The sequence below is a fragment of the Pseudomonas sp. FA-1 genome (assembly GCF_056856075.1).
In genome coordinates, this window is the sequence record NZ_JBWXTH010000004.1 from 377776 (window position 1) to 398626 (window position 20851).

Here is a 20851-nt window from a genome sequence, read left to right on the forward strand (position 1 = left end):
CACTATTTCAGCGCCAACACCTATACCCCGCCCCCTACCTGCTCCTCACCCAGCAGCTTCCCGCACTGCTCACCCGCCAAACGGCTAATGATCTTGATCGCCTGATGAATCCCCGCCGTGGCACGGAAACTCAGTGGCGGCTGGTGATCACATTCCAATCGCTCGTGATGCACCAGCGATTCGCCGAGCAGTTCGAGGGTCCAGACATAGCTCTGGAGGGTGGCAATGCGTTCGTGCTCAGTCATGGGACACCTGCCTTCGCGCAGGCGTTGGGTTGCCCTGGGTATGGATGGGATAGAAACGGTGGGGTTCAGGCGCCGGCGAGGTTAGGCGGCGGAGAGCGGATGCGAGGATCCTAGTGGGCCCAACGTAAGCATGCATGAGACTCCAAGTTAGGTTGGAGCTGCCACGCACCGTCGCCAAACAATGGGTGGCAGCTGTACGCAGGTTGGCGAACCGGGAACTTGGAACCCGGCAGACCCCAGGGTCTCCCACGCACAGCCGCCATAGCACGAAGCCGCAAGCATAAAAAAGCGCCTGCGGTCGTGTGGGGCGCTGATGCGCCAAGTTTATCCGGGTCGCCAAACCCAGTCGCGGAACTTGCCGCAACTGGGGGCAATTTATCCCTGCGGTCTGCTAGTGCAAGGTCGAGGCTGCCTGAAAAGGCCGTGATCTGCCGTAGGAAAAGGCTTGATATCGCGTGGCTCGGAGGCATCACCAGATTGAAGCTCCACCTCTCCCCGTACGGAGAGCAACCTATTGCACTTGTATAACAAGGATCAACAGCGTTGGTTGCTGTGCAGCCACTGCTACTGAGAGCAACACGGACAGCATCAAGCCGCTAATGAATCGACTAACGATGGCCACAGTGAGGTCATAAAGAAATTTACGCATGGGGGAAGTCCCGTTTCGTTAAGGGACTCCCATTAAATTGTCACGCCCCACGTGCCAGAACCACCTGGGCGCATTTTTTTCGCCGTTCTGAAGGCCGCCAATGCAGATACCCTCGCGTGCCACCAGCGGGTTGTTCTAGGAGGCTTGTTACCCTTCATGACCAAGCAAGTCAGGGTGGAAGCAATACGCGGGTTGGCCGACCGGGACGAAAGGGGCCCGGCACACCGAAGGTGTCCCGCGTACCACCGCCATGACACGACCTTAGAGGCAGCGAAAGCGTCTGCCGGGACGGGTTATACGATTTTGCAGGTCCATCGAAATGTATCGCCGAGGCGTAGGACGATCAAACAATAGGGTGACAGCCGGACGCAGATTGGCGAACCGAGGAAAAGAACCCGGCAGACTCAGTCTCCCGCGCCTGGCCGTCATCAACAGTCCCCAGCAGGCTATCGCGAGCAAATTGGGGTAGCGGTTCAATGGCAAAATAACAGGCTTGCCCGCCGGGCCGCTTTGAATCAATGTAAAAAGCAATGTATTTGCAGCGAGGCCTATTCCGTGGCGTCAATCAAGGTTCATATCGACGAGGATCTGATAAAGCTTGCCTATCCGAAGCTTCAAACGCTAGGGGTGACGCCATCTGAACTGATGCGTCAGGCGTTGCGATATGTGGCCGAGCATGGGCAATTGCCTTTCGAGCTAGCTCAATCAACAAAGGAAGAAATTCAGCTTGCTAAGATCCGCCACCGCATCGCAAGTCCTCAGCGAATAAAGGTTTCACTGAAGGACTTATAAGGTACGTAGGCCTGCAGCGGAAAAACAGGCAAAAAAACCCGCACTAGGCGGGTTTCTTTCTTGGCGCCAGATAACAAAAGTTGTCACTGGCCAATCTGTATGGTGCCGGAGACAGGAATCGAACCTGCGACCTTCGCGTTACGAGTGCGCTGCTCTACCGACTGAGCTACACCGGCGTGAGCGCAACGCTACCACTGCCGCGGGCGTTACGCAAACCCCTGTTTCCCCTCGCTTATTCCTCCTCCCCTGGCGCCAGCCTCAGGCGCCCTTGCAGCCGTTCGGCGCGAGGTCTTCTTCCACCGTGGTGGTGCAGCGCCAGCCGGTGGTGGTGCGGGTCAAGGTCAGGGTCTTGCCGAGTACGTTGGCCGGTGCATCGGCGAGGGTACAGGTGATTGCCGCGGTGCCGTCGGCTGCGGTACCACGGGCGGTGATGGCGCAGTGGGCGGTGGTGGGCTGGCCGCCGAGGGCGGTGACGTCGGCGACGTCCTTGCCTTCGTTCAGGCGCAGTTCCATGGCGGTCTTGAGTGCGGAGATTTCCGCAAGGCCGGCGCTGGCTTTGGCGCGGGCTTGCTGGTTGGTGTACATGGGAATGGCGATGGTCGCCACGATGCCGATGATCGCCACGACGATCATCAGCTCGATCAGGGTGATGCCCCGTTGCCCTTTCATGAACGCTTTTCCTTGTTGATACGGCTATGTCTTGGATCCAATCTCGGACACCTAGGACAGACAGGCGCGCAGTAGAGCCGAACCGACACCTTTTGTCACCCCTGCCCGCCTGGATGCCGGGCTCGCTGGACTACTCTAGTGACCAACAGGGAAACCCGCCCGGCCATGGGCACGGCAAGCTGTTACGAGGCTTGTCGGCATTGCAACAAAGGACTTTTGCATGAGCCATTCGACACGCGTGTACGCCTGGGAAGGCACCACCATCAACGGCAACAGAATCAACGGCCGCACCGAGGGGCGCAGCCTGGCATACGTGCGGGCCGACCTGCAGCGCCAGGGTATCCGCGTGGGGCGGGTGCGGCCTGCGAGCCGCGTGCAATGGCGCTGGCCAGCAGGGCGTGGCAAGGCGGATGCGGCGGGGTTCAGCCGGCAGCTGGCGACCTTGCTCAAGGCGGGCGTGCCGCTGCTGCAGGCATTCGAGGTGATGGGGCGCAGCGGGGGCGATGAGCACCTGGGTCGGTTGCTGGCGCAATTGCAACAGGATGTTGGCGCGGGGCTGGGCCTGGCCGAGGCGCTGCAACGCCACCCGGCGTGGTTCGACCGGCTGTACTGCAACCTGGTGCGGATGGGTGAGCAGTCCGGCACGCTGGATGGGCAGCTCGAGCAACTGGCGGGCATGCTGGAGCAGCGCCAGGCGCTGCAGCGGCGGGTACGCAAGGCGATGCTCTATCCGTTGCTGCTGTTGCTGACCGGGCTGGGGGTGTCGGCGCTGTTGCTGCTGGAGGTGGTGCCGCGATTCCAGGGGTTGTTCGCCAGCTTCGATTCGGCGCTGCCGGCGTTCACGCAGTGGGTGATCGACTTGTCCACAGGGCTTGGCCGTTATGCGCCTTGGTTGGTGGCGGTGGTTGTGTTGTTGATGGTGGGCGTGCGCGAGCTTCACCGGCGTCATGCGCCGGCTCGCCTGTGGATAACACGCCAGGCGTTGCGGGTGCCGGTGCTGGGCAAGCTGCTGGGGCAGGCGGCGTTGGCACGCTTTGCGCGGGGCCTGGCCACGGCCTATGGGGCTGGGGTGCCATTGCTCGATGCGCTGGGTACGGTGGCGACGGTATGTGGTGGGCAGGTGCATGAGCAGGCGGTCTTGCGCCTGCGCCAGGCCATGGGCAACGGCCAGGGGTTGCACCAGGCGATGGGGGCGGACCCGCTGTTTCCGCCCTTGCTGGTGCAACTGGCGGCGATCGGCGAATCCAGCGGCACGCTCGACCAGATGCTGAAAAAAGCCGCCACACACTACGAAGAACAGGTCAGCCAGGCTCTCGACCAGTTGACCAGCCTGCTGGAGCCCGCCATCGTGCTGGTCCTCGGCGTGGTGGTGGGTGGCCTGGTGGTCGCCATGTACTTGCCGATCTTCCAGTTGGGTAACTTGGTCTGACATGAATCTCTGGACTTTTCTCGCCGGCCAGCCGGCACTGTTTTTGACTTTTGCAGGCCTGCTGGGCCTGCTGGTCGGGAGCTTCATCAATGTGGTGGCGTATCGGCTGCCGATCATGCTCGAGCGCCAATGGCAGCGGGAGGCGCAGGAGGTGCTTGGCCTGCCCGTGCAAGAGCACGAGCGCTTCGACCTGTGCCTGCCGGCATCGCATTGTTCCCATTGCGGGCACCGTATTCGTGCCTGGGAGAATATCCCGGTGCTCAGTTACCTGGCCCTGCGTGGGCGGTGCTCGGCGTGCAAGGCCTCCATCGGCATCCGCTACCCGCTGGTGGAGCTGGGGTGCGCTGTGCTTTCGGTGGTTGTGGCTTGGCAATTCGGGCCGACGCTGCAGACGCTGCTTGGTCTGGTGCTGACCTGGAGCCTGCTGAGCCTGAGCCTGATCGACAGCGATCACCAGCTGCTGCCCGATGCGCTGGTCAAGCCGGTGCTTTGGCTGGGGCTGGCCTGCAACACCTTCGGCGTGTTCGTGCCGCTGCCTGAAGCCGTGTGGGGGGCGATCATCGGTTACCTAAGCCTTTGGGCGGTGTACTGGCTGTTCAAGCTGGTCACCGGCAAGGAAGGGCTGGGCTACGGCGATTTCAAACTGCTGGCACTGATCGGCGCCTGGGGCGGCTGGCACGTGTTGCCGCTGACGCTGCTGTTGTCATCGGTGGTGGGGGCGGTGATCGGCGTGTGCCTGTTGCGCCTGCGCAAGGCATCGATGGGCTCGACCATGCCTTTTGGGCCGTACCTGGCCATTGCGGGCTGGATCGCGATGCTCTGGGGTGATGAAATATACGTCTCTTACATGCAACTGCTTGGAAACTGATGACCACTGCGGCATTTACCCCCTGGATTCTCGGGCTCACCGGCGGCATCGGCAGCGGCAAGAGCGCCGCGGCAGCGCGTTTCGTGGAGCTGGGTGTGCACCTGGTCGATGCCGACCAGGCGGCACGTTGGGTCGTGGAGCCTGGCCGGCCGGCATTGGCGAGCATCGTCGAGCGCTTCGGGCCTGGCGTGCTGCAGGATGACGGGCAGCTTGACCGCGCGGCCCTGCGCCAGCTGATCTTTGCCGACCCCACCCAACGCCGCTGGCTGGAAGAACTGCTGCATCCGTTGATCGGGCAGGAGATCTTCAGCTACCTGGCCAAGGCCGAGTCGCCCTATGCGATCTATGTCTCGCCGCTGTTGGTGGAGTCTGGCCAGATCGAGAAGACCCAGCGGGTGCTGGTGATCGATGCACCGCAGGCGCTACAGATCCAGCGCACCCTGGCGCGGGACAACACCAGCCCCGAGCAGGTGCAGGCGATCCTCAAGGCCCAGGCGGCCCGCGAGGAACGGTTGCGCCATGCCGATGACGTGGTGGTCAATGACCGTGACCTTGGCTGGTTGCATGAGCAGATCGACCGTCTGCACCACTTTTACCTGACGTTACGAGGAGGCCAGCCATGAGCCAGCCGATGACTGTGGACTGCCCGACATGCGGTGCACCTGTGGAATGGAGCGAGAAGAGCCCGTTTCGGCCGTTTTGTTCTGACCGTTGCAAACTGATCGACCTGGGGGCCTGGGCGGCTGAGGAACATAAGATTCCGGGGGCGGATGAGTCGGAGGATGAGCTTTATTCTGGGGATCTTGAGCCTCGGCATTGAACTGTGGACAAGCGTCCCGAGTGCTCTGGGGCGCTTTCCGTAAATTGTTGCCAGCCTATTTAAAGCATTGACCTCACGCCTTACATACCGCTAGCCCCCTTTGGATCACAGACCATCATCGCCCCTATTACAAAAACGCTAAAATAAAAATTGAATGCGAGCCACAATCTTGCAGGAGTAGGGAAATGTTCAAAATCATTAGAATCGAGCAACCCTCTCCATATAAAAAACCTAGGAAATGCCAGCAACAACGCGATTGAGTAAAGACGCGTCATCCTGCTCCGCACGCCACCATCCAGAGCAACTCGATTCGCGATGATAAAAGTGCTATTTGACAACAGCGCCTCTACATAGCCCAAGTACCGGCCCGACATACAAAACAAAGAGCACGGAATCAAAATCATCGCTAAAAATAAAAAAAGCTCTATCAAGCCAAGATCACCACACATTTAAAAAATCAACCAGATACATTTATATCTTTACGCCTCGCAACCAAACGAAGACTAACAACACCTCATAACCCCCAAGACCACACTGCCTTTTTATTTGCTCAGACGCTTATATTCCAGCAATATCTCAAAAAGGGGCCAATATAAATAACAGCACACAGAGTATTGAATTAAGGTTCCACGTCGAGACTAAAGCCCACCTCATGCCAGCAGGGAACTTTTTTAGCGCAGCCATATCAATAGCCCCTCTAAGCGCGTAAAGTTTAGGAACAGTCAACACCCCGGCAACCACGCCCGTATACATAACTTTACCTACAAGCCCAAACCCCAAAAAAAGATTCTCCCCCTGATTCAGAAATACATTCCCCATTAATGACTCTATATATTCAGCATGGCGATGAGCGATATACACCAAGACTGAAAAATTAAGAATCATTATTACAAATAGACACAAGAGAGCCAAACGTAAATCAATATCCTCCACGCTGCCCCCCAAAACGCTTAACTCATCGCCATCCACATACGGAAATAACCGCCCGCTTCGACAGGTACAGCCAAAGTTTCCTATAACCAAGTGTCCCTACGACAAAAGCATGGCAGCTCGGAAAAGATAACGCGGCCCGTCGCTGGGCAAGCCCGCTCAAAAGTGCATGACAAGCACCTATCGATTACCGGCATAAACTTAAATCAGGCATCTATCGAATAAGCAAAAAACATCGCAGCCGCAATTAAAAAAACCATAAGAAACCAAATGCCAACCAGCAAAAACCTTACACCAATTGGAACATCATAAACTTCCCTTATATCAATCAAGCTCTTGCTAGAAGCAGACTTAGGAACGCTCAAAATTAGTGCAATCGTGCAAGTACGCACCACCTTTCCCGGCAATCCTGCGTAAGCAAAGTTCCTCTTATTCAAGCGTACCAATGCACTACCAGGCAATAGACCCTCAAAATACTCAACATAGCGATACGATATATAAATCAACACACAAAAAACCAGAACGAGCGCCAAAAACACCCCCAACCAAAATCCATCAACTTCCATTTCATCACCATTCTATTTCGTCATAGATACACACCTATCTTTTTCCCCAACGTACCCACGCCATTCCCTCCCCGACAGCACTACACTTAGCTAAAACAAAACCCGAGCCTCGTTATATTCCAATGAAAAAACCAACCCCCAACAATATAAACAATAGAGCCACCCACCCATTCCATAGAAATATTAGAAACCACTTCATTCGCAAAGGAAAATTTTCTATCTCTTTAAGATTTACCGCCCCCTTACGAGCAAATATTTTGGGTGCCGTTAAAGCCACTGCTATCGCACCCGCACGCAAAACCTTACCAAGCAGCCCCATCTCTGAGAAATACAACTTATTACCCCTCATATAATGACTGGTAGGTAGATATGACTCCATATAGTCCACATAACGGGCTGCTACGTAACAAAACATTAAAAAACCACTAACAGCCAATAAAAATAATAACAACATCAACAGTGCCGGATGAATACTCATCAATCACCTACACGTTCGTACAAGTATTTCCCAACAAATTCCCCATGGTTACTTCCTAATGCTCCTCCAACCATTCCCCCTACAGCCCCACCTGCAATTCCACAAAAAAAAGTCCCCAATCCATATGTCGAAAAACCCAGCGCCACGCACAATGAGCTCGCAGCTGTAGAGCCTACAGCCCCCAACAAAAATCCTTCCCCAACTCCCCCTACGAGCGCTCCCCATTCGACATATTTTGCTTCCCGACATTCCTCCTCACGCCCCAACGTACAAGCCTTATAAATAGACACTCCCGTCATCGTAACATCAAGCGAAATACCAATAGGCGTCCCCATTTTTAACAACTTGCTGGCCTTGGCAACTCCGGAGAGCTTTTCTGCATACTCAGCTATCTCTCCGGTATGCAGATAGCTCTTGGTCGAGATATTCAGCGTTCTTTTAACCGAACTTTCTCGACGCAAGCGTGAGCCATATGAGGCCATATTGTCCAGTTGCTCCCCCAGTTTCAAAAACAAGGCACTGCGCTTGGCGTAGAACTCATCCCGTGCCTTCAGGGTACCTTTCCCCAAATATTCCCGATAAAGACTCTCGATCTCCAGAAGCGTAGCGTGAATTCTGTCCAGGTGTTTACTCCAAGCCCCGCTGACTACACCAATGCCCAACGATGCATTGGGGAGTAGACTCTTCAGCAGATCGAAATTCTCTAGAAGAAAATCATCCGCGCCAGGGCCACGTAGTAATACGTCCCTATGCACACTAATAGCCAGATTCATCAGATAGGCTTCGTGACTAGTACAGCCGGGGGTGATCGGGTCACCTAAGATGACGAGCTCCCCCGGCAGCACTACACTATCGACAATATGCGCATTCAGAACATCGAATTTCGCTCGCTCATTTCTTGAGAGTACCAAACCGGCCTTGAGCGATTCGTAAGTTTGTGTCTTGGCATTAATGAAGGATCGAGCGCTGGACATCTCAATACCTCATGCGTATTTTTTGTTGCCGATCCGATCCCAGCCCCCTGCTACGCTACCGCCACCGGTACCGTCCTGCCGTTTCTGCTGGATATACGTCGTTTTGATTCGCCCGTAATTCAACTGCACTATCTCGACAGGCACGCCACCACCCACTTCTTGCGTATAGTCGGCGATGATCACTTCTTCGAGAATGACTTCATAATATTTGAGCTTCTCGCCGCCCGCTCTGCAGAGTGCAAGCTTCACCTCCTTCAGATGCTGCCCGGCGCAACTGGCTTCCATCAGTTTGCAACTGGCACTGTCCAAGAACTTAGTGAAAGTAAAATTCGTCAGGTTGGTACGCCCCGACGCTGCACCGCCTGCAGAGCTTGCTGTCGCAGATGTGCTTTGATTCACGCCAAAACTATAACCGGTGATTTCAATCCACTTGTTGTACTTCTCATCCAGCGCTTCGCCTGGAATTCCATCGATTTGAATGAATGCGTCGAACGACATACGTACCTTCTCCTTGGTCATTATTAAAAGAAACAGACCTCGCAATGGGTCGTGCAGAGCGAGGCTAGGCGCTGGAGAACGACGCTGCAATGGAGAGAAGGCGGTAAAATGGCAAATCGGAAATGGACTACGAACAATAAGGAAAAACTGATTTATATAGTTAGGAAATTGTTTCTGGGAATGCCAAAGGAGCGCGGCCCATCGCGGGGCAAGCCCGCTCCTACAGGAAGGGGTTCGGAGTTTTGAAGTTAGCCTGGCTCGGTGGGTGAGGCGGCCCGACTGGCCCTGCGATTAGACCGGCCCAGCCCTCCGCGGCGGCATAGCAAGGGCTTCGCCCTCGATCGCGGGACAAGCCCGCTCCCACAGGGGCGCGCCTTATTGGCTGCGACACGGCCTCAGCGATCTTCGTCGTTCCAAGGTGCCTGCAGGTATCGGGTGCGGTTGAACGTTTCCAGCCATTCTGGGCAGAACACTACCAGCGCGCTGATCACCGTGCCGTTGATGAAGGCCTCGGGGAAAATGATCAGCCATAGGTAACCGATGAAGTCCGACAGCCATTCTGGCATGGCGAAACGCCCATCGAGCCATAGCAGGCCCAGCGCAGCGAGCAAGCAGAGCAGCGCCGACAACGCCGCAGCGAAGAACCCCGAGAAGATATAGACGAACAGGTTACGCGGCTGGGCGCGTTCGACCAGGATGGCGCACACCTCCGTCACCAGCACTGGCAGGCCGATGATCAACAGGCCGTTGACGCCCAGCGCGGCCAGCTCCAGGCGTCCGAGGGCGAGCAGGCCGAGTTGGGCCAAGGCGCCACCGACAATCGCCAATGGCCAGTCGAGCAGAAGGGTCACGGCGGTCATGCCGATGAAGTGGTAGGACACGCCCGTGTCGAAGTCGCGTCGCACCAACCACAGGATGAACAGGCCGAACACGGTGCCGAACAACAGGTGCTGGCGGCGGCTGTCGCTGAACAGCTCCACCCAGCGTGTGCGGGCCAGGGCCCAGATGAGCAGGGGCACGTAGCCGAGCCAACCCAGGGTGAGGCTGGTGGTGGACAGGACCTGCGCGCTGATCACCGGTTCGCTCCTTCTGCCGTGCCGAATAGGTCGAGTCTACACCCTATCGTTGCCAGCGCCGGCCGGGCCGGGTTGGGCGAAGGGCGATTCTTGCGCACAAACAGCATCTTACCGTCATCGATAGCGACTAAGCTTGTTCCCATGGATGACTCAGACTATCTGCGCCTGCTTACCATACAGGCCGAACAAGCGAATGCGTTTCTGTCCAATGCCCGCAAATGGGAACGCGAGCGTTGGGTGTGTCAACGCCTGCTGCAAGGGCTGAATATTCCCTACCGCAGCGAGGATTTCACCCCGGCCGGCCAGGAGCCGCCAGACGTATTGTTTCGCGATGCGGCGTTCGAGGTGTTCTTCGTGCTCGATGAAGGGCGCCGGCTCAATGACGAGTGGCGCGAGGAGTTGCAGCGCCGACGCAGCGCGTTTTCCCTGAGCCAGCTGGTGCGCCGCGAGGCCAGGCCACGGCGGATCAGTGCCCAGGAACTGCTCGGACGCCTGGCGCCGACCCTGCGCAAGAAGGCGCACAACTACCAGGAACGCGGGCTGGACCTGGGCGAGCTGGACATCATCGCCTTCGCCAGCCTCAAGCGCGAAGTACTGGACCTCAACAGCCATTTCCCGCCGCCCACCGAGTACCTGCGCCAGGGTTGGCGGTCACTGTCGCTGGTGGGGCCGACATTTGCCCGAGTGCTGTTCGCCCACCCCGACGCGCCGGATTTCCTACGCGGCAACCTGGGGCGCAGCATTGTCTTCGACGTGGGCATCAGTCTTTGATCCAGTGCCGAGAGTCTTTGCGATGGCGTACACTCGGCGCCAGCGATATAACGCATTATCATTTGTTTCAAGCGCTTGCGTGAACGCTGTGGCGTGCACGCAGTCACAAACGTCTATCTGACGAGGCCCACCATGACCAGCCGCCTGAATCCTGAAGATCAGCGTCGCGTCGATGAGTATCTGCGTGCCCCCCAGCATCGAGTCGAGCGCAGGCCCTTCCGGCCTTTGCTGCTCCTTGTGCTGGTGGTCGCGGTGACCATCGGTCTGGGCCTGTTGAGCCGCCTGCTGAGTGGACTGGTGCTATGAGCTGCCTCGCGCTCGCCCTCCCCTTCTGCAAGCCGCGGCCGGCCGACATGGCCACGAATTCCGTAAAACTTGTGAGATATCCCAATGACTCATCGCATCGTGATTGTCGGCGGCGGCGCCGGCGGCCTGGAACTGGCGACCCGCCTGGGTAAAAGCCTGGGCAAGCGCAAGCAGGCCGAGATCACCCTGGTCGACGCCAACCTGACGCACATCTGGAAACCTTTGCTGCACGAAGTGGCCGCAGGCTCGCTGAACTCCTCGGAAGACGAACTGAACTACGTGGCCCAGGCCAAGTGGAACCACTTCAATTTCCAGCTGGGACGCATGAGCGGGCTGGACCGGGCAACCAAGCAGATCCAACTGGCCGCGACCCTCGATGAAGAGGGCCGCGAGCTGTTGCCTGCGCGCACCCTGGGCTACGACACGCTGGTGATCGCCGTCGGCAGCAACACCAACGACTTCGGCACTCTAGGTGCGGCGCAGCACTGCTTGTTCCTGGACACCCGCAAGCAGGCCGAGCGCTTCCATCAGCAGCTGCTCAACCATTACCTGCGCGCCCATGCCGGTGATGTGGCCAGCGAGAAGATCAGCGTAGCCATCGTCGGCGCCGGCGCAACAGGCGTAGAACTGGCGGCCGAGCTGCACCATGCCGCCCATGAACTGGCGGCCTATGGCCTGGACCGCATCCAGCCCAAGGACATGCACATCACCCTGATCGAGGCCGGCCCCCGCGTGCTGCCCGCCTTGCCCGAGCGCATCAGCGTGCCGGTGCACAAGACCCTGGAAAAGCTCGGGGTGACGGTGATGACCAATGCGGCGGTCAGTGAGGTGACCGAGGATGGGCTGAAGACGGCTTCCGGCGAAGTGATCCAGGCCAGCCTGAAGGTGTGGGCGGCCGGTATCCGTGCGCCGGGCTTCCTCAAGGACATCGACGGGCTGGAGACCAACCGTATCAACCAGTTGGTGGTGCGCCCTACCCTGCAGACCACCCGCGACGATGACATCTTCGCCTTCGGCGACTGCGCCGCCTGCCCGCAACCGGGCAGCGACCGCAATGTGCCGCCACGGGCACAGGCGGCACACCAGCAGGCTTCGATGCTGGCCAAGAGCCTCAAGGCGCGCCTGGAGAACAAGCCGCTGCCGAGCTACGAATACAAGGACTATGGCTCGCTGGTTTCGCTGTCGCGCTTCTCGGCGGTGGGCAACCTGATGGGTAACCTGATGGGCAGCGTGAAGCTGGAGGGCTGGCTGGCGCGGATGTTCTATGTATCGCTGTACCGGATGCACCAGATGGCGCTGTACGGGTTCTTCCGCACGGCGATGATGATGCTCGGGAGCAAGATTGGACGGGGTACAGAGCCGCGGTTGAAGTTGCACTGACGATCGCTGGGGGCGCTTGACGCCCCTTTCGCGGCGCAAGGCCGCTCCTACACAGGATCGCGTTTTCCTGTAGGAGCGGCCTTGTGCCGCGAAGGCCTGCAAGGCAGGCCCCAAAATCGCAGGCGTATCAAATTCGAGGCAAAGAAAAAGGGCATCTCATTCGAGATGCCCTTTTTACATGGTGGGTCGTGTAGGATTCGAACCTACGACCAATTGGTTAAAAGCCAACTGCTCTACCAACTGAGCTAACGACCCGGAAAATGGTCGGGGTGAGGGGATTCGAACTCCTGACATCCTGCTCCCAAAGCAGGCGCGCTACCGGACTGCGCTACACCCCGAAATTGGCTCCGCGACCTGGACTCGAACCAGGGACCCAATGATTAACAGTCATTTGCTCTACCGACTGAGCTATCGCGGAACTGAACTTCGTACAACTTCGAAGGCTGTGTTAGCTTCGAACTCCTCAGCGTTGTCGCTGCTGAGGCCGGCTATTCTACATTCTTCGTTTTGCTTGTCAACCCCCAATTTGCTTTCAAGTTACTGATTTGCAAATTGTTTTCAGATCCCTTGTACCGCCGGTGATCTGTGTAGTGCCTGACAGCGGGGCGTATATTAGGGGCACTCGATTTTCTGTGCAAGTATTTTTTTCAAAATTTTCAGCAAGTTAGATCGGGTCCAGAAAAATCAGGGGGTTGCGTTGTCCCGCAACTGGGTCGGTAGGCCCAACACCAGGAAGCCGATACGAAAGAGCCCCGCCAATGCGGGGCTCTTTCTTTACTGCCGGGCTCAAGCGAAGACGATTTCGTCGCCTTCGACCTTGGCGGTGATCGCCGCGCCAGGCAGGAACTGCCCGCTGAGGATCAACTGCGCCAGCGGGTTTTCGATCCAGCGCTGGATCGCACGCTTGAGCGGACGTGCGCCATACACCGGGTCGTAGCCGACGGCGATCAGCTTGTCCAAGGCCTCCGGGCTCAGGCTCAGCGACAGCTCGCGCTCGGCCAGGCGGCTGCGCAGGCGGCCGAGCTGGATCTCGGTGATGCCGGCGATCTGGTCGCGGCCCAAGGGCTCGAACACCACCACTTCGTCGATCCGGTTGATGAACTCCGGACGGAAGTGCGAGCTCACTGCATCCATCACCGCCGCCCGCTGGGCCTCGCGATCACCGGCCAGTTCCTGGATCTGCGCCGAGCCCAGGTTGGAGGTCATCACGATCACCGTGTTGCGGAAGTCCACCGTACGGCCATGGCTGTCGGTCAGGCGGCCATCCTCGAGCACCTGCAGCAACACGTTGAATACATCCGGGTGCGCCTTCTCCACTTCGTCGAGCAGCACCACCGAGTAGGGTTTGCGCCGCACAGCCTCGGTCAGGTAGCCGCCCTCCTCGTAGCCCACGTACCCGGGCGGGGCACCGATCAACCGAGCCACGGAGTGTTTCTCCATGAATTCGGACATGTCGATACGCACCATGGCCTCTTCGGTGTCGAACAGGAATTCGGCCAACGCCTTGCACAGCTCGGTCTTGCCCACGCCGGTAGGGCCAAGGAACAGGAACGAGCCACTCGGCCGGTTCGGGTCGGCCAGGCCAGCCCGGGAGCGGCGCACGGCGTTGGCCACGGCGGTAACGGCTTCGTTCTGGCCGATGACGCGCTGGTGCAGCAGCTCTTCCATCTTCAGCAGCTTCTCACGCTCGCCTTCGAGCATCTTGGCCACTGGGATGCCGGTCCACTTGGACACCACTTCGGCGATCTCTTCCTCGGTCACCTTGTTGCGCAGCAGCTGGTTCTCGCTCTTGCCATGCTGATCGACCATCTGCAGGCTGCGCTCCAGGTCCGGGATCACCCCGTACTGCAGCTCGGCCATGCGGCTCAGGTCGCCCTTGCGGCGGGCGGCCTCGAGTTCCTGACGCGCCTGCTCGATCTTTTGCTGGATCTGTGCCGACCCCTGCACCTCGGCTTTTTCCGACGCCCAGATTTCCTCGAGGTCGGAATATTCGCGCTCAAGGCGCTGGATTTCCTCGGTGAGTTTCTCCAGGCGCTTCTTGGCCGCTTCGTCCTCTTCCTTCTTCAGGGCCTGGGATTCCACCTTCAGCTGGATCAGGCGACGGTCGAGACGGTCGAGCACTTCCGGCTTGGAGTCGATCTCCATACGAATGCGGCTGGCCGCTTCGTCGATCAGGTCGATGGCCTTATCCGGCAGCTGACGGTCGGTGATGTAGCGGTGGCTGAGCTTGGCCGCTGCGATGATCGCACCGTCGGTGATGGCCACCTTGTGGTGTACCTCATAGCGCTCTTTCAGGCCGCGCAGGATGGCAATGGTGTCTTCCTCGCTCGGCTCGTCGACCAGCACCTTCTGGAACCGGCGCTCGAGGGCGGCGTCCTTCTCGATGAACTGGCGGTACTCGTTCAGCGTGGTGGCACCGACGCAGTGCAGCTCACCACGGGCCAGGGCCGGCTTGAGCATATTGCCGGCGTCCATGGCGCCCTCGCCTTTACCAGCGCCGACCATAGTGTGCAGTTCGTCGATGAACAGGATGATCTGCCCTTCCTGCTTGGACAGCTCGTTGAGCAGGGCCTTCAGGCGCTCCTCGAACTCGCCGCGGTACTTGGCGCCGGCGATCAGTGCGCCCATGTCCAGCGCCAGCAGGCGCTTGCCCTTGAGGCCGTCGGGTACTTCACCGTTGATGATGCGCTGGGCCAGGCCTTCGGCGATGGCGGTCTTGCCGACGCCAGGCTCGCCGATCAGCACGGGGTTGTTCTTGGTACGGCGCTGCAGCACCTGCACGGTACGACGGATCTCGTCGTCACGGCCGATGACCGGGTCGAGCTTGCCTTCCTCGGCACGCTTGGTCAGGTCGACAGTGTACTTGTCCAGGGCCTGGCGCGACTCCTCGGCGTTGGGGTCGTTGACCGCCGCGCCGCCGCGCAGGTTGTTGATGGCGTTCTCCAGGGCTTTCTTGCTCACGCCCTGGCTGAGCAGCAGCTTGCCAAGCTTGCTGTTCTCGTCCATGGCAGCCAGCAGCACCAGCTCGCTGGAAATGAACTGGTCGCCCTTCTGCTGGGCCAGGCGGTCAGCTTGGTTGAGCAGGCGCGCCAGGTCCTGGGACATGTTCACATCGCCGGTAGGGTTCTGGATCTTCGGCAGATGGTCCATCTCCTTCGCCAAGGCCTGGCGCAGGCCATTGACATCGAAGCCGACCTGCATCAGCAGGGGTTTGATGGAGCCGCCCTGCTGGTCGATAAGCGCCTGCATCAGGTGCACGGGCTCGATGGCCGGGTGGTCCATGCCCACGGCCAGGGATTGGGAATCGGATAACGCCAGTTGCAGCTTACTGGTCAAACGGTCTATTCGCATGGGGGATACCTTCCTATAAGGGCAGGCGGAGCGATGGATAGCACCTGTAATGAAGAAACCTGCCTGAGATGACCAATAGATAAGGGTGATTCTGAAAGATTCAAGCGTAGCGGGGTTGACACGGGTCAGCAGGTTGAGTTGTGACTGGGCTGCTTTGCAGCCCAATCGCCGGCAAGCCGGCCCCCACAGGGATCGGGCCAATTCTCAGAAACTTTGCAGAACAGTTGCTCCCACCGTTCCTACAAGGAAATGTGGCTCAGGCTTGCAGCCAGACCAGGGAGGCGAAGCGCCCGCCGTGCGGCGTGCGGCGATAGGAGAAGAAGCGTGGGTCGTTGACCGTGCACAGGCCGCCGCCATATACGGCGGTGACGCCACGAGCCGCCAGGCGGATGCGGGCGAGCTGGTAGATATCGGCCATCAGCTTGCCCGGGCGCTCCCCTGGCACGAAGGCTTGGGCCGCTTCAGGATGTTGGGCGGTGAAGGCATCGCGCACTTCCACGCCGACTTCGAAGGCCTGGGGGCCAATGGCCGGGCCAAGCCATACCAGTACATCCTCGGCAGGCACGCCAAGGCGGTCGAGGGTGGCCTCGAGCACACCGCCCGCCAGCCCGCGCCAGCCGGCATGGGCCGCTGCCACGCGAGTGCCGGCGCGGTCGCAGAACAGCACGGGCAGACAGTCGGCGGTCATCACGGTGCAGGCGATGTTGGGCTGGTCGGTGAAGCTGGCGTCGGCCTCGGCCACACATGCCGGGTCGGCGTCGGCCACCACCACGCCATGGACCTGCTTGAGCCAAGCCGGGCGAATGCCGAATGCGTCGCTCAGGCGGCGACGGTTCTCGGCGACCGCGGCCGGGTCGTCACCGACGTGGTCACCGAGGTTGAAGGTGTCGTAGGGCGGCAGGCTGATGCCGCCCTGGCGGGTGGTGACGCAGGCGCGTACCGAGGCCGGGGCCGGCCAGTCGGGGAACAGCAGCGACTGCGTCAGGCCGCTCATCCGATGAAGCTCTCGCGGTCCTGGTTGAGCAGCGACAGCAGCCAGACGAAATCATCCGGCAGCGGCGAGGCCCATTCCATGCGCTCGCCGGTGATCGGGTGATCCAGTGCCAGGAAGCGCGCATGCAGGGCCTGGCGCGGGAAGTTCTTGACCGCCTCGACCATGGCCACGCTGGCTGCCGGCGGGATGCGGAAACGGCCGCCGTACGTCTGGTCGCCGACCAGCGGGAAGCCCACATGCGCCATGTGCACGCGAATCTGGTGGGTACGGCCGGTTTCCAGCTTGACCCGCACATGGGTGTGCGAGCGGAAGCGCTTGAGGACACGGTAATGGCTGACCGCAGGCTTGCCGCCGTCGGTCACCGCCATGCGCTGGCGCATGCCACCATGGCGACCGATGGGCGCGTCGATCTTGCCACCGGCGGTGACCACGCCAACCACGATGCATTCATAGATGCGGCTGACCGAACGCTTTTGCAGCTGGTCGACCAGGTTGGTCTGGGCCTGCAGGGTCTTGGCGACCACCATCAGGCCGGTGGTGTCTTTGTCCAGGCGGTGCACGATACCGGCGCGCGGTACGTTGACGATATCCGGCACGTGGTGCAGCAGCGCATTGAGCAAGGTGCCGTCGGCATGGCCCGCCGCCGGGTGCACAACCAGCCCGGCGGGCTTGTTGATCACCAGGATCTGGTCGTCTTCGTAGACGATGTCCAGCTCGATGTCCTGGGCCACCCATTCGCCCTGGGCCTCCTGCTCGGCCTCCAGGGCCAGGATGGAGCCACTGTGGACGGTGTCGCGCGGGCGCAGCACCGCGCCGTCGACCGTCAGGCGACCATCCTTGATCCACGAGGCCAGGCGCGAGCGCGAGTACTCGGAGAAGAGTTGGGCGGCGACCTGGTCGAGGCGTTGACCGCCCAGTTCGGACGGGACCTCTGCGCTAAGTTGAATGATCTCGGACATGCTCGATTCGGCGGGCGCACAGCCTTTGGTTTCGGCTGCACGCTTGTGGTTAAATACGACTTCTTTTGCCCCGGGTTCGGCCGGGGGCGCTCATCATAACAGGACGGCACCGCCCAAGACAGCGGCCGTCAAAGGGACGCAAGCCGCCATGCAAGTGAAACACCTGCTGCTGATCGCCATCCTCGGGCTCACCGCTGCCTGTTCCTCCAACAAGGAAGTCGTCGACGAGAACCTCAGCGAGGCCGAGCTGTACCAGCAGGCGCAGGCCGACCTGGACAACCACAGCTATACCAGCGCCGTGAGCAAGCTCAAGGCCCTGGAGTCGCGCTACCCGTTCGGCCGCTACGCCGACCAGGCCCAGTTGGAGCTGATCTACGCCAACTACAAGAACGCCGAGCCGGAAGCCGCCAAGTCCGCCGCCGAGCGCTTCATCCGCCTGCACCCGCAGCACCCGAACGTCGACTACGCCTACTACCTCAAGGGCCTGACCTCGTTCGACCAGGACCGTGGCCTGGTGGCGCGCTTCCTGCCGCTGGACATGACCAAGCGTGACCCGGGCGCCGCCCGCGACTCCTACAACGAGTTCGCCCAGCTCACCAGCCGCTTCCCCAACAGCCGCTACGCGCCGGACGCCAAGCAGCGCATGATCTACCTGCGCAACCTGCTGGCGGCCTACGAGATCCACGTGGCCGACTACTACCTGAGCCGCCAGGCCTACGTGGCCGCGGCCAACCGTGGCCGCTACGTGGTCGAGAACTTCCAGGAAACCCCATCGGTCGGCGACGGCCTGGCCGTGATGGTCGAGGCCTACCAGCGCCTGCACCTGGACGAGCTGGCAGCCACCAGCCTGGAAACCCTCAAGCTCAACTACCCAGACCACCCAAGCCTGGTCGATGGCCAGTTCGAGCCCAAGCAGGACGAAGCCGACAACCGCTCGTGGCTGTCCAAGGCGACCCTGGGCCTGATCGAAACCGACACCCCGCTGCCGCCGGGCGAGACCCGCGCCAACCAGGACGTGGTCAAGCAGTTCCAGGATGCTCGTGCAGAAATGCCTGAAGAACTGCTGCCCAAGGACGAAGACGGTGATGCGATCCGCCCTGAAGGCCCGAAGGAAGCCGAGAAGGACCGTTCGTGGTTCAGCTACATGACCTTCGGTCTGTTCGACTGATCGACCGCTGCATGAGAAAGGGAGGCCCGAGGCCTCCCTTTTTTATTGGCGCCGCCCTAGACTGTCGCTCTTCATTCTCGACAAGCTGGACACCATGGTTCGTCTACTTTTCTGGATCGCCCTGATCGCCGCTGCGTTCTGGCTGTGGCGCAAGTTCAAGGCCAGCCAACACACTCCTGCCGAGCCCAAGCTCGACGACCCGCTGAAGATGGTGCGCTGCGCCCACTGCGGCGTGCACCTGCCCAATGACCGCGCCCTGCGGCTGGGCAACGACTGGTATTGCAGCCAGGCGCACCTGGAGCAAGGGCCCGGCTCGCAGCGTTGATGTTTCGGGGGTGGCCCGCTCCCAGAGGTTATTGTGTGGGCGCGGGTTTACCCGCTCTTACATCACGCGACCAGACGCGGACCTGGCGCATAAGGCGCCGGGTCGATGATCGGCTCGCGGCCGCTCAGCAGGTCAGTGAACAGCTGGCATGATGCCGGCGCCAGCACCAGCCCGTTGCGGTAATGCCCGCAGTTCAACCACAGCCCATCGTGCCCCGGCACGCGCCCGATATAGGGGATGCCCTCGGGCGACCCTGGGCGAAGGCCTGCCCAGTGCGCCACCACCGTGGCATCGGCCAAGGCGGGCAGAAGCTCCACCGCGGATGCCTTGAGGCTCTCCAGTGCCTCGCCGGTGGGCGTCTTGTCGTAGCCGGCATGCTCCAGGGTGCTGCCGACCAGGATATGCCCGTCGCGACGCGGAATGGCGTAGCGCCCCTTGGCCAATACCATGCTCGACAGGAAGTCTTCGGCGCATTTGAACAGGATCATCTGCCCCTTGACCGGCTCGACCGGCAACGCCAGCCCCAGGGTCTTGAGCAGGTCGCCGCTCCAGGCGCCAGCGCTGAGCACCACGTCATCGGCTTCCAGCACACCTTGGGCGGTCTGCACACCGGTTACACGCCCCTGCTCCTGCCGGAACCCGGTGACCGCGCAGTGCTCGCGCAGGGTCACGTTGGACAGGGCCTGCAAGGCAGCCTTGAGCGATTTGACCAGCCGCGGATTGCGCACATTGGCCACGCCTGCCATGTAGATGGCGCGCTTGAAGCCAGGGCCGAGAACCGGCACGGCATCGTAGGCCGCCGAGATGTCCACGGCGCTCAGCGGCCGCTGCTCGCGCTCAGCCCATGCCAGGGCTTGGGCTTCGTCGTCCAGGTCCAGCCAGTACAGGCCCGTGGTGTGTACTTCAGGATCGATCCCGGTCGTGGCGAACAGCCGCTCGCCCAACTGCGGGTAGAAGTCCTGGGACCAGTGCGCCAGCGCGGTCACCGCCGGGCTGTAGCGCCAAGGGTAGAGCGGCGAGACGATACCTCCGCCGGCCCAGGACGACTCGCGCCCTACTTCGCCCTGGTCGCAGACCACCACCCGGTCGACCTTCGGCGCGAGGTTGAACGCAGTCAACAGGCCGATCACGCCGCCGCCGACAATCACTACTTGCTTGCTCATCTGTCGTTCCACTACCTGAAATATGAACCGGGCCTTCAATAACCCCAGCAACCTTCGGCCGTCGCACCTGCGCCTGCGCCTGGGTTGTCACGCGCGCCGGCATGGTCAAGCTGATAGTCGCCGCAGTGGTCGTCGGCCATCAGCCCATCGGGCTGGCGCCTGGCGAGCAGGCGGAAGCTGTCGTCATCGCGTTGCACCTGTACGCTGTAGTAGCGGGTGCCGGCAGGCAATGGCGGTAACTGAGGGTCGGAACCTGCGTATTGGCCCGTGCGCGCACGGTGGCGCTCCAGGCGCAGGGCTGCGTCCTGCAGCAGGCCAACCACTTCACTTCGCGCGGCACGCCTGAGCTGGTCGCTGTAACTGGGGTAGGCAATGGCTGCCAGAATGCCGCTGACGGCCACGACAATCAACAATTCGATCAGGCTCAGGCCTCGCTGCAT

Annotated in this window: 23 protein-coding genes and 4 tRNA genes; 10 read left to right on the plus strand and 17 right to left on the minus strand. The window is 60.3% G+C overall.

Features of this window, described 5'->3' with window-relative positions; all coding sequences use genetic code 11:
* Positions 1-20: 20 nt before the first annotated feature.
* Positions 21-245, minus strand: coding sequence for a hypothetical protein (locus AC1MHZ_RS10520; RefSeq protein WP_482966326.1), 225 nt, complete (start codon positions 243-245; stop codon positions 21-23).
* Between the two features lie 1204 nt (positions 246-1449).
* On the opposite strand from AC1MHZ_RS10520, the gene AC1MHZ_RS10525 reads away from it, so the two are divergent.
* The gene (locus tag AC1MHZ_RS10525) at positions 1450-1686 is read left to right on the plus strand and encodes a type II toxin-antitoxin system RelB/DinJ family antitoxin (protein WP_084857060.1); all 237 of its coding nucleotides are present in this window, start codon (positions 1450-1452) and stop codon (positions 1684-1686) included.
* Between the two features lie 100 nt (positions 1687-1786).
* Here the strand turns inward: AC1MHZ_RS10525 and AC1MHZ_RS10530 are convergent.
* Both AC1MHZ_RS10530 and AC1MHZ_RS10535 read right to left on the minus strand, forming a co-directional pair.
* Positions 1787-1862, minus strand: a tRNA-Thr gene (locus tag AC1MHZ_RS10530).
* An 82-nt stretch (positions 1863-1944) separates the two neighbouring features.
* On the minus strand, positions 1945-2355 hold the full coding sequence (locus tag AC1MHZ_RS10535) for a pilin (RefSeq protein WP_224457936.1): 411 nt from the start codon (positions 2353-2355) through the stop codon (positions 1945-1947).
* A 220-nt stretch (positions 2356-2575) separates the two neighbouring features.
* On the opposite strand from AC1MHZ_RS10535, the gene AC1MHZ_RS10540 reads away from it, so the two are divergent.
* From AC1MHZ_RS10540 to yacG, 4 genes are read left to right on the plus strand one after another with little or no spacing between them, the layout of a single operon-like run.
* The gene (locus AC1MHZ_RS10540; RefSeq protein ID WP_480462200.1) at positions 2576-3784 is read left to right on the plus strand and encodes a type II secretion system F family protein; all 1209 of its coding nucleotides are present in this window, start codon (positions 2576-2578) and stop codon (positions 3782-3784) included.
* A gap of 1 nt (position 3785) precedes the next feature.
* Positions 3786-4652, plus strand: a complete 867-nt coding sequence (locus AC1MHZ_RS10545) for a prepilin peptidase (protein WP_324817631.1) — start codon at positions 3786-3788, stop codon at positions 4650-4652.
* Entirely contained in the window at positions 4652-5275 is a 624-nt protein-coding gene (coaE, locus tag AC1MHZ_RS10550) for a dephospho-CoA kinase (protein WP_084857051.1), read from the plus strand. The genes AC1MHZ_RS10545 and coaE overlap by 1 nt, the downstream gene beginning before the upstream one ends.
* Positions 5272-5472, plus strand: coding sequence for a DNA gyrase inhibitor YacG (gene yacG / locus AC1MHZ_RS10555; protein WP_084857049.1), 201 nt, complete (start codon positions 5272-5274; stop codon positions 5470-5472). Before coaE ends, yacG begins: the two co-directional genes overlap by 4 nt.
* Before the next feature lie 576 nt (positions 5473-6048).
* Here yacG and AC1MHZ_RS10560 read toward each other — a convergent pair.
* The 6 genes from AC1MHZ_RS10560 to AC1MHZ_RS10585 form a co-directional block, all read right to left on the minus strand.
* Complete coding sequence (locus tag AC1MHZ_RS10560; protein WP_482966327.1) at positions 6049-6441, minus strand: hypothetical protein; 393 nt, start codon at positions 6439-6441, stop codon at positions 6049-6051.
* A gap of 167 nt (positions 6442-6608) precedes the next feature.
* Positions 6609-6968 carry a hypothetical protein gene (locus AC1MHZ_RS10565; protein ID WP_482966328.1) on the minus strand — a complete coding sequence of 120 codons (360 nt, stop codon included), beginning with the start codon at positions 6966-6968 and terminating at the stop codon, positions 6609-6611.
* 112 nt (positions 6969-7080) lie between these two features.
* Positions 7081-7446, minus strand: a complete 366-nt coding sequence (locus AC1MHZ_RS10570) for a hypothetical protein (protein WP_482966329.1) — start codon at positions 7444-7446, stop codon at positions 7081-7083.
* A complete protein-coding gene (locus AC1MHZ_RS10575; protein WP_480462194.1) occupies positions 7446-8420 on the minus strand; it encodes a hypothetical protein in 975 nt (324 codons plus the stop codon). The genes AC1MHZ_RS10570 and AC1MHZ_RS10575 overlap by 1 nt, the downstream gene beginning before the upstream one ends.
* A gap of 9 nt (positions 8421-8429) precedes the next feature.
* Complete coding sequence (locus AC1MHZ_RS10580) at positions 8430-8918, minus strand: Hcp family type VI secretion system effector (protein WP_084857041.1); 489 nt, start codon at positions 8916-8918, stop codon at positions 8430-8432.
* Between the two features lie 395 nt (positions 8919-9313).
* Positions 9314-9994, minus strand: coding sequence for an energy-coupling factor ABC transporter permease (locus tag AC1MHZ_RS10585; protein ID WP_084857039.1), 681 nt, complete (start codon positions 9992-9994; stop codon positions 9314-9316).
* Positions 9995-10135: 141 nt separating this feature from the next.
* Here AC1MHZ_RS10585 and AC1MHZ_RS10590 point away from each other — a divergent pair, with 141 nt between their 5' ends.
* From AC1MHZ_RS10590 to AC1MHZ_RS10600, 3 genes are all read left to right on the plus strand, one after another.
* The gene (locus AC1MHZ_RS10590; protein ID WP_084857037.1) at positions 10136-10765 is read left to right on the plus strand and encodes a DUF1780 domain-containing protein; all 630 of its coding nucleotides are present in this window, start codon (positions 10136-10138) and stop codon (positions 10763-10765) included.
* 132 nt (positions 10766-10897) lie between these two features.
* A complete protein-coding gene (locus tag AC1MHZ_RS10595; RefSeq protein WP_084857035.1) occupies positions 10898-11071 on the plus strand; it encodes a DUF3094 family protein in 174 nt (57 codons plus the stop codon).
* Between the two features lie 84 nt (positions 11072-11155).
* The gene (locus AC1MHZ_RS10600) at positions 11156-12451 is read left to right on the plus strand and encodes an NAD(P)/FAD-dependent oxidoreductase (protein ID WP_482966330.1); all 1296 of its coding nucleotides are present in this window, start codon (positions 11156-11158) and stop codon (positions 12449-12451) included.
* A 179-nt stretch (positions 12452-12630) separates the two neighbouring features.
* On the opposite strand, the gene AC1MHZ_RS10605 is transcribed toward AC1MHZ_RS10600, so the two are convergent.
* The 6 genes from AC1MHZ_RS10605 to rluD form a co-directional block, all read right to left on the minus strand.
* A tRNA-Lys gene (locus AC1MHZ_RS10605) sits at positions 12631-12706 on the minus strand.
* Between the two features lie 6 nt (positions 12707-12712).
* Positions 12713-12789, minus strand: a tRNA-Pro gene (locus AC1MHZ_RS10610).
* A 4-nt stretch (positions 12790-12793) separates the two neighbouring features.
* Positions 12794-12869 (minus strand) — tRNA-Asn (locus tag AC1MHZ_RS10615).
* A 368-nt stretch (positions 12870-13237) separates the two neighbouring features.
* Positions 13238-15802 (minus strand): ATP-dependent chaperone ClpB, encoded by a 2565-nt coding sequence (gene clpB, locus AC1MHZ_RS10620; protein ID WP_084857031.1) that lies wholly within the window; start codon positions 15800-15802, stop codon positions 13238-13240.
* Positions 15803-16058: 256 nt separating this feature from the next.
* Positions 16059-16796: a peptidoglycan editing factor PgeF gene (gene pgeF / locus AC1MHZ_RS10625; protein WP_482966331.1), complete on the minus strand. Its 738-nt coding sequence runs from the start codon at positions 16794-16796 to the stop codon at positions 16059-16061.
* A complete protein-coding gene (gene rluD, locus AC1MHZ_RS10630) occupies positions 16793-17755 on the minus strand; it encodes a 23S rRNA pseudouridine(1911/1915/1917) synthase RluD (protein WP_084857027.1) in 963 nt (320 codons plus the stop codon). Before rluD ends, pgeF begins: the two co-directional genes overlap by 4 nt.
* A gap of 148 nt (positions 17756-17903) precedes the next feature.
* Here rluD and AC1MHZ_RS10635 point away from each other — a divergent pair, with 148 nt between their 5' ends.
* Together AC1MHZ_RS10635 and AC1MHZ_RS10640 are read left to right on the plus strand one after the other, a co-directional pair.
* Positions 17904-18923: an outer membrane protein assembly factor BamD gene (locus tag AC1MHZ_RS10635; RefSeq protein ID WP_084857026.1), complete on the plus strand. Its 1020-nt coding sequence runs from the start codon at positions 17904-17906 to the stop codon at positions 18921-18923.
* A 94-nt stretch (positions 18924-19017) separates the two neighbouring features.
* A complete protein-coding gene (locus AC1MHZ_RS10640) occupies positions 19018-19248 on the plus strand; it encodes a PP0621 family protein (RefSeq protein WP_084857024.1) in 231 nt (76 codons plus the stop codon).
* 62 nt (positions 19249-19310) lie between these two features.
* Here AC1MHZ_RS10640 and thiO read toward each other — a convergent pair whose 3' ends face one another.
* Complete coding sequence (gene thiO / locus AC1MHZ_RS10645) at positions 19311-20411, minus strand: glycine oxidase ThiO (RefSeq protein WP_324817076.1); 1101 nt, start codon at positions 20409-20411, stop codon at positions 19311-19313.
* 35 nt (positions 20412-20446) lie between these two features.
* On the minus strand, positions 20447-20851 hold the full coding sequence (locus AC1MHZ_RS10650; RefSeq protein WP_084857021.1) for a type IV pilin protein: 405 nt from the start codon (positions 20849-20851) through the stop codon (positions 20447-20449).

Excerpts from the sequence above, each read along its gene's own strand:
- AC1MHZ_RS10570 (WP_482966329.1), bottom strand. The coding sequence starts at position 7,446 with ATGAGTATTCATCCGGCACTGTTGATGTTGTTATTATTTTTATTGGCT.
- AC1MHZ_RS10540 (WP_480462200.1), top strand. The coding sequence starts at position 2,576 with ATGAGCCATTCGACACGCGTGTACGCCTGGGAAGGCACCACCATCAAC.
- AC1MHZ_RS10565 (WP_482966328.1), bottom strand. The coding sequence starts at position 6,968 with ATGGAAGTTGATGGATTTTGGTTGGGGGTGTTTTTGGCGCTCGTTCTG.
- AC1MHZ_RS10575 (WP_480462194.1), bottom strand. The coding sequence starts at position 8,420 with ATGTCCAGCGCTCGATCCTTCATTAATGCCAAGACACAAACTTACGAA.
- rluD (WP_084857027.1), bottom strand. The coding sequence starts at position 17,755 with ATGTCCGAGATCATTCAACTTAGCGCAGAGGTCCCGTCCGAACTGGGC.
- thiO (WP_324817076.1), bottom strand. The coding sequence starts at position 20,411 with ATGAGCAAGCAAGTAGTGATTGTCGGCGGCGGCGTGATCGGCCTGTTG.
- clpB (WP_084857031.1), bottom strand. The coding sequence starts at position 15,802 with ATGCGAATAGACCGTTTGACCAGTAAGCTGCAACTGGCGTTATCCGAT.
- AC1MHZ_RS10545 (WP_324817631.1), top strand. The coding sequence starts at position 3,786 with ATGAATCTCTGGACTTTTCTCGCCGGCCAGCCGGCACTGTTTTTGACT.
- AC1MHZ_RS10520 (WP_482966326.1), bottom strand. The coding sequence starts at position 245 with ATGACTGAGCACGAACGCATTGCCACCCTCCAGAGCTATGTCTGGACC.
- AC1MHZ_RS10635 (WP_084857026.1), top strand. The coding sequence starts at position 17,904 with ATGCAAGTGAAACACCTGCTGCTGATCGCCATCCTCGGGCTCACCGCT.
- AC1MHZ_RS10595 (WP_084857035.1), top strand. The coding sequence starts at position 10,898 with ATGACCAGCCGCCTGAATCCTGAAGATCAGCGTCGCGTCGATGAGTAT.
- coaE (WP_084857051.1), top strand. The coding sequence starts at position 4,652 with ATGACCACTGCGGCATTTACCCCCTGGATTCTCGGGCTCACCGGCGGC.
- AC1MHZ_RS10600 (WP_482966330.1), top strand. The coding sequence starts at position 11,156 with ATGACTCATCGCATCGTGATTGTCGGCGGCGGCGCCGGCGGCCTGGAA.
- AC1MHZ_RS10640 (WP_084857024.1), top strand. The coding sequence starts at position 19,018 with ATGGTTCGTCTACTTTTCTGGATCGCCCTGATCGCCGCTGCGTTCTGG.
- AC1MHZ_RS10650 (WP_084857021.1), bottom strand. The coding sequence starts at position 20,851 with ATGCAGCGAGGCCTGAGCCTGATCGAATTGTTGATTGTCGTGGCCGTC.
- AC1MHZ_RS10580 (WP_084857041.1), bottom strand. The coding sequence starts at position 8,918 with ATGTCGTTCGACGCATTCATTCAAATCGATGGAATTCCAGGCGAAGCG.
- yacG (WP_084857049.1), top strand. The coding sequence starts at position 5,272 with ATGAGCCAGCCGATGACTGTGGACTGCCCGACATGCGGTGCACCTGTG.
- AC1MHZ_RS10590 (WP_084857037.1), top strand. The coding sequence starts at position 10,136 with ATGGATGACTCAGACTATCTGCGCCTGCTTACCATACAGGCCGAACAA.
- AC1MHZ_RS10535 (WP_224457936.1), bottom strand. The coding sequence starts at position 2,355 with ATGAAAGGGCAACGGGGCATCACCCTGATCGAGCTGATGATCGTCGTG.
- pgeF (WP_482966331.1), bottom strand. The coding sequence starts at position 16,796 with ATGAGCGGCCTGACGCAGTCGCTGCTGTTCCCCGACTGGCCGGCCCCG.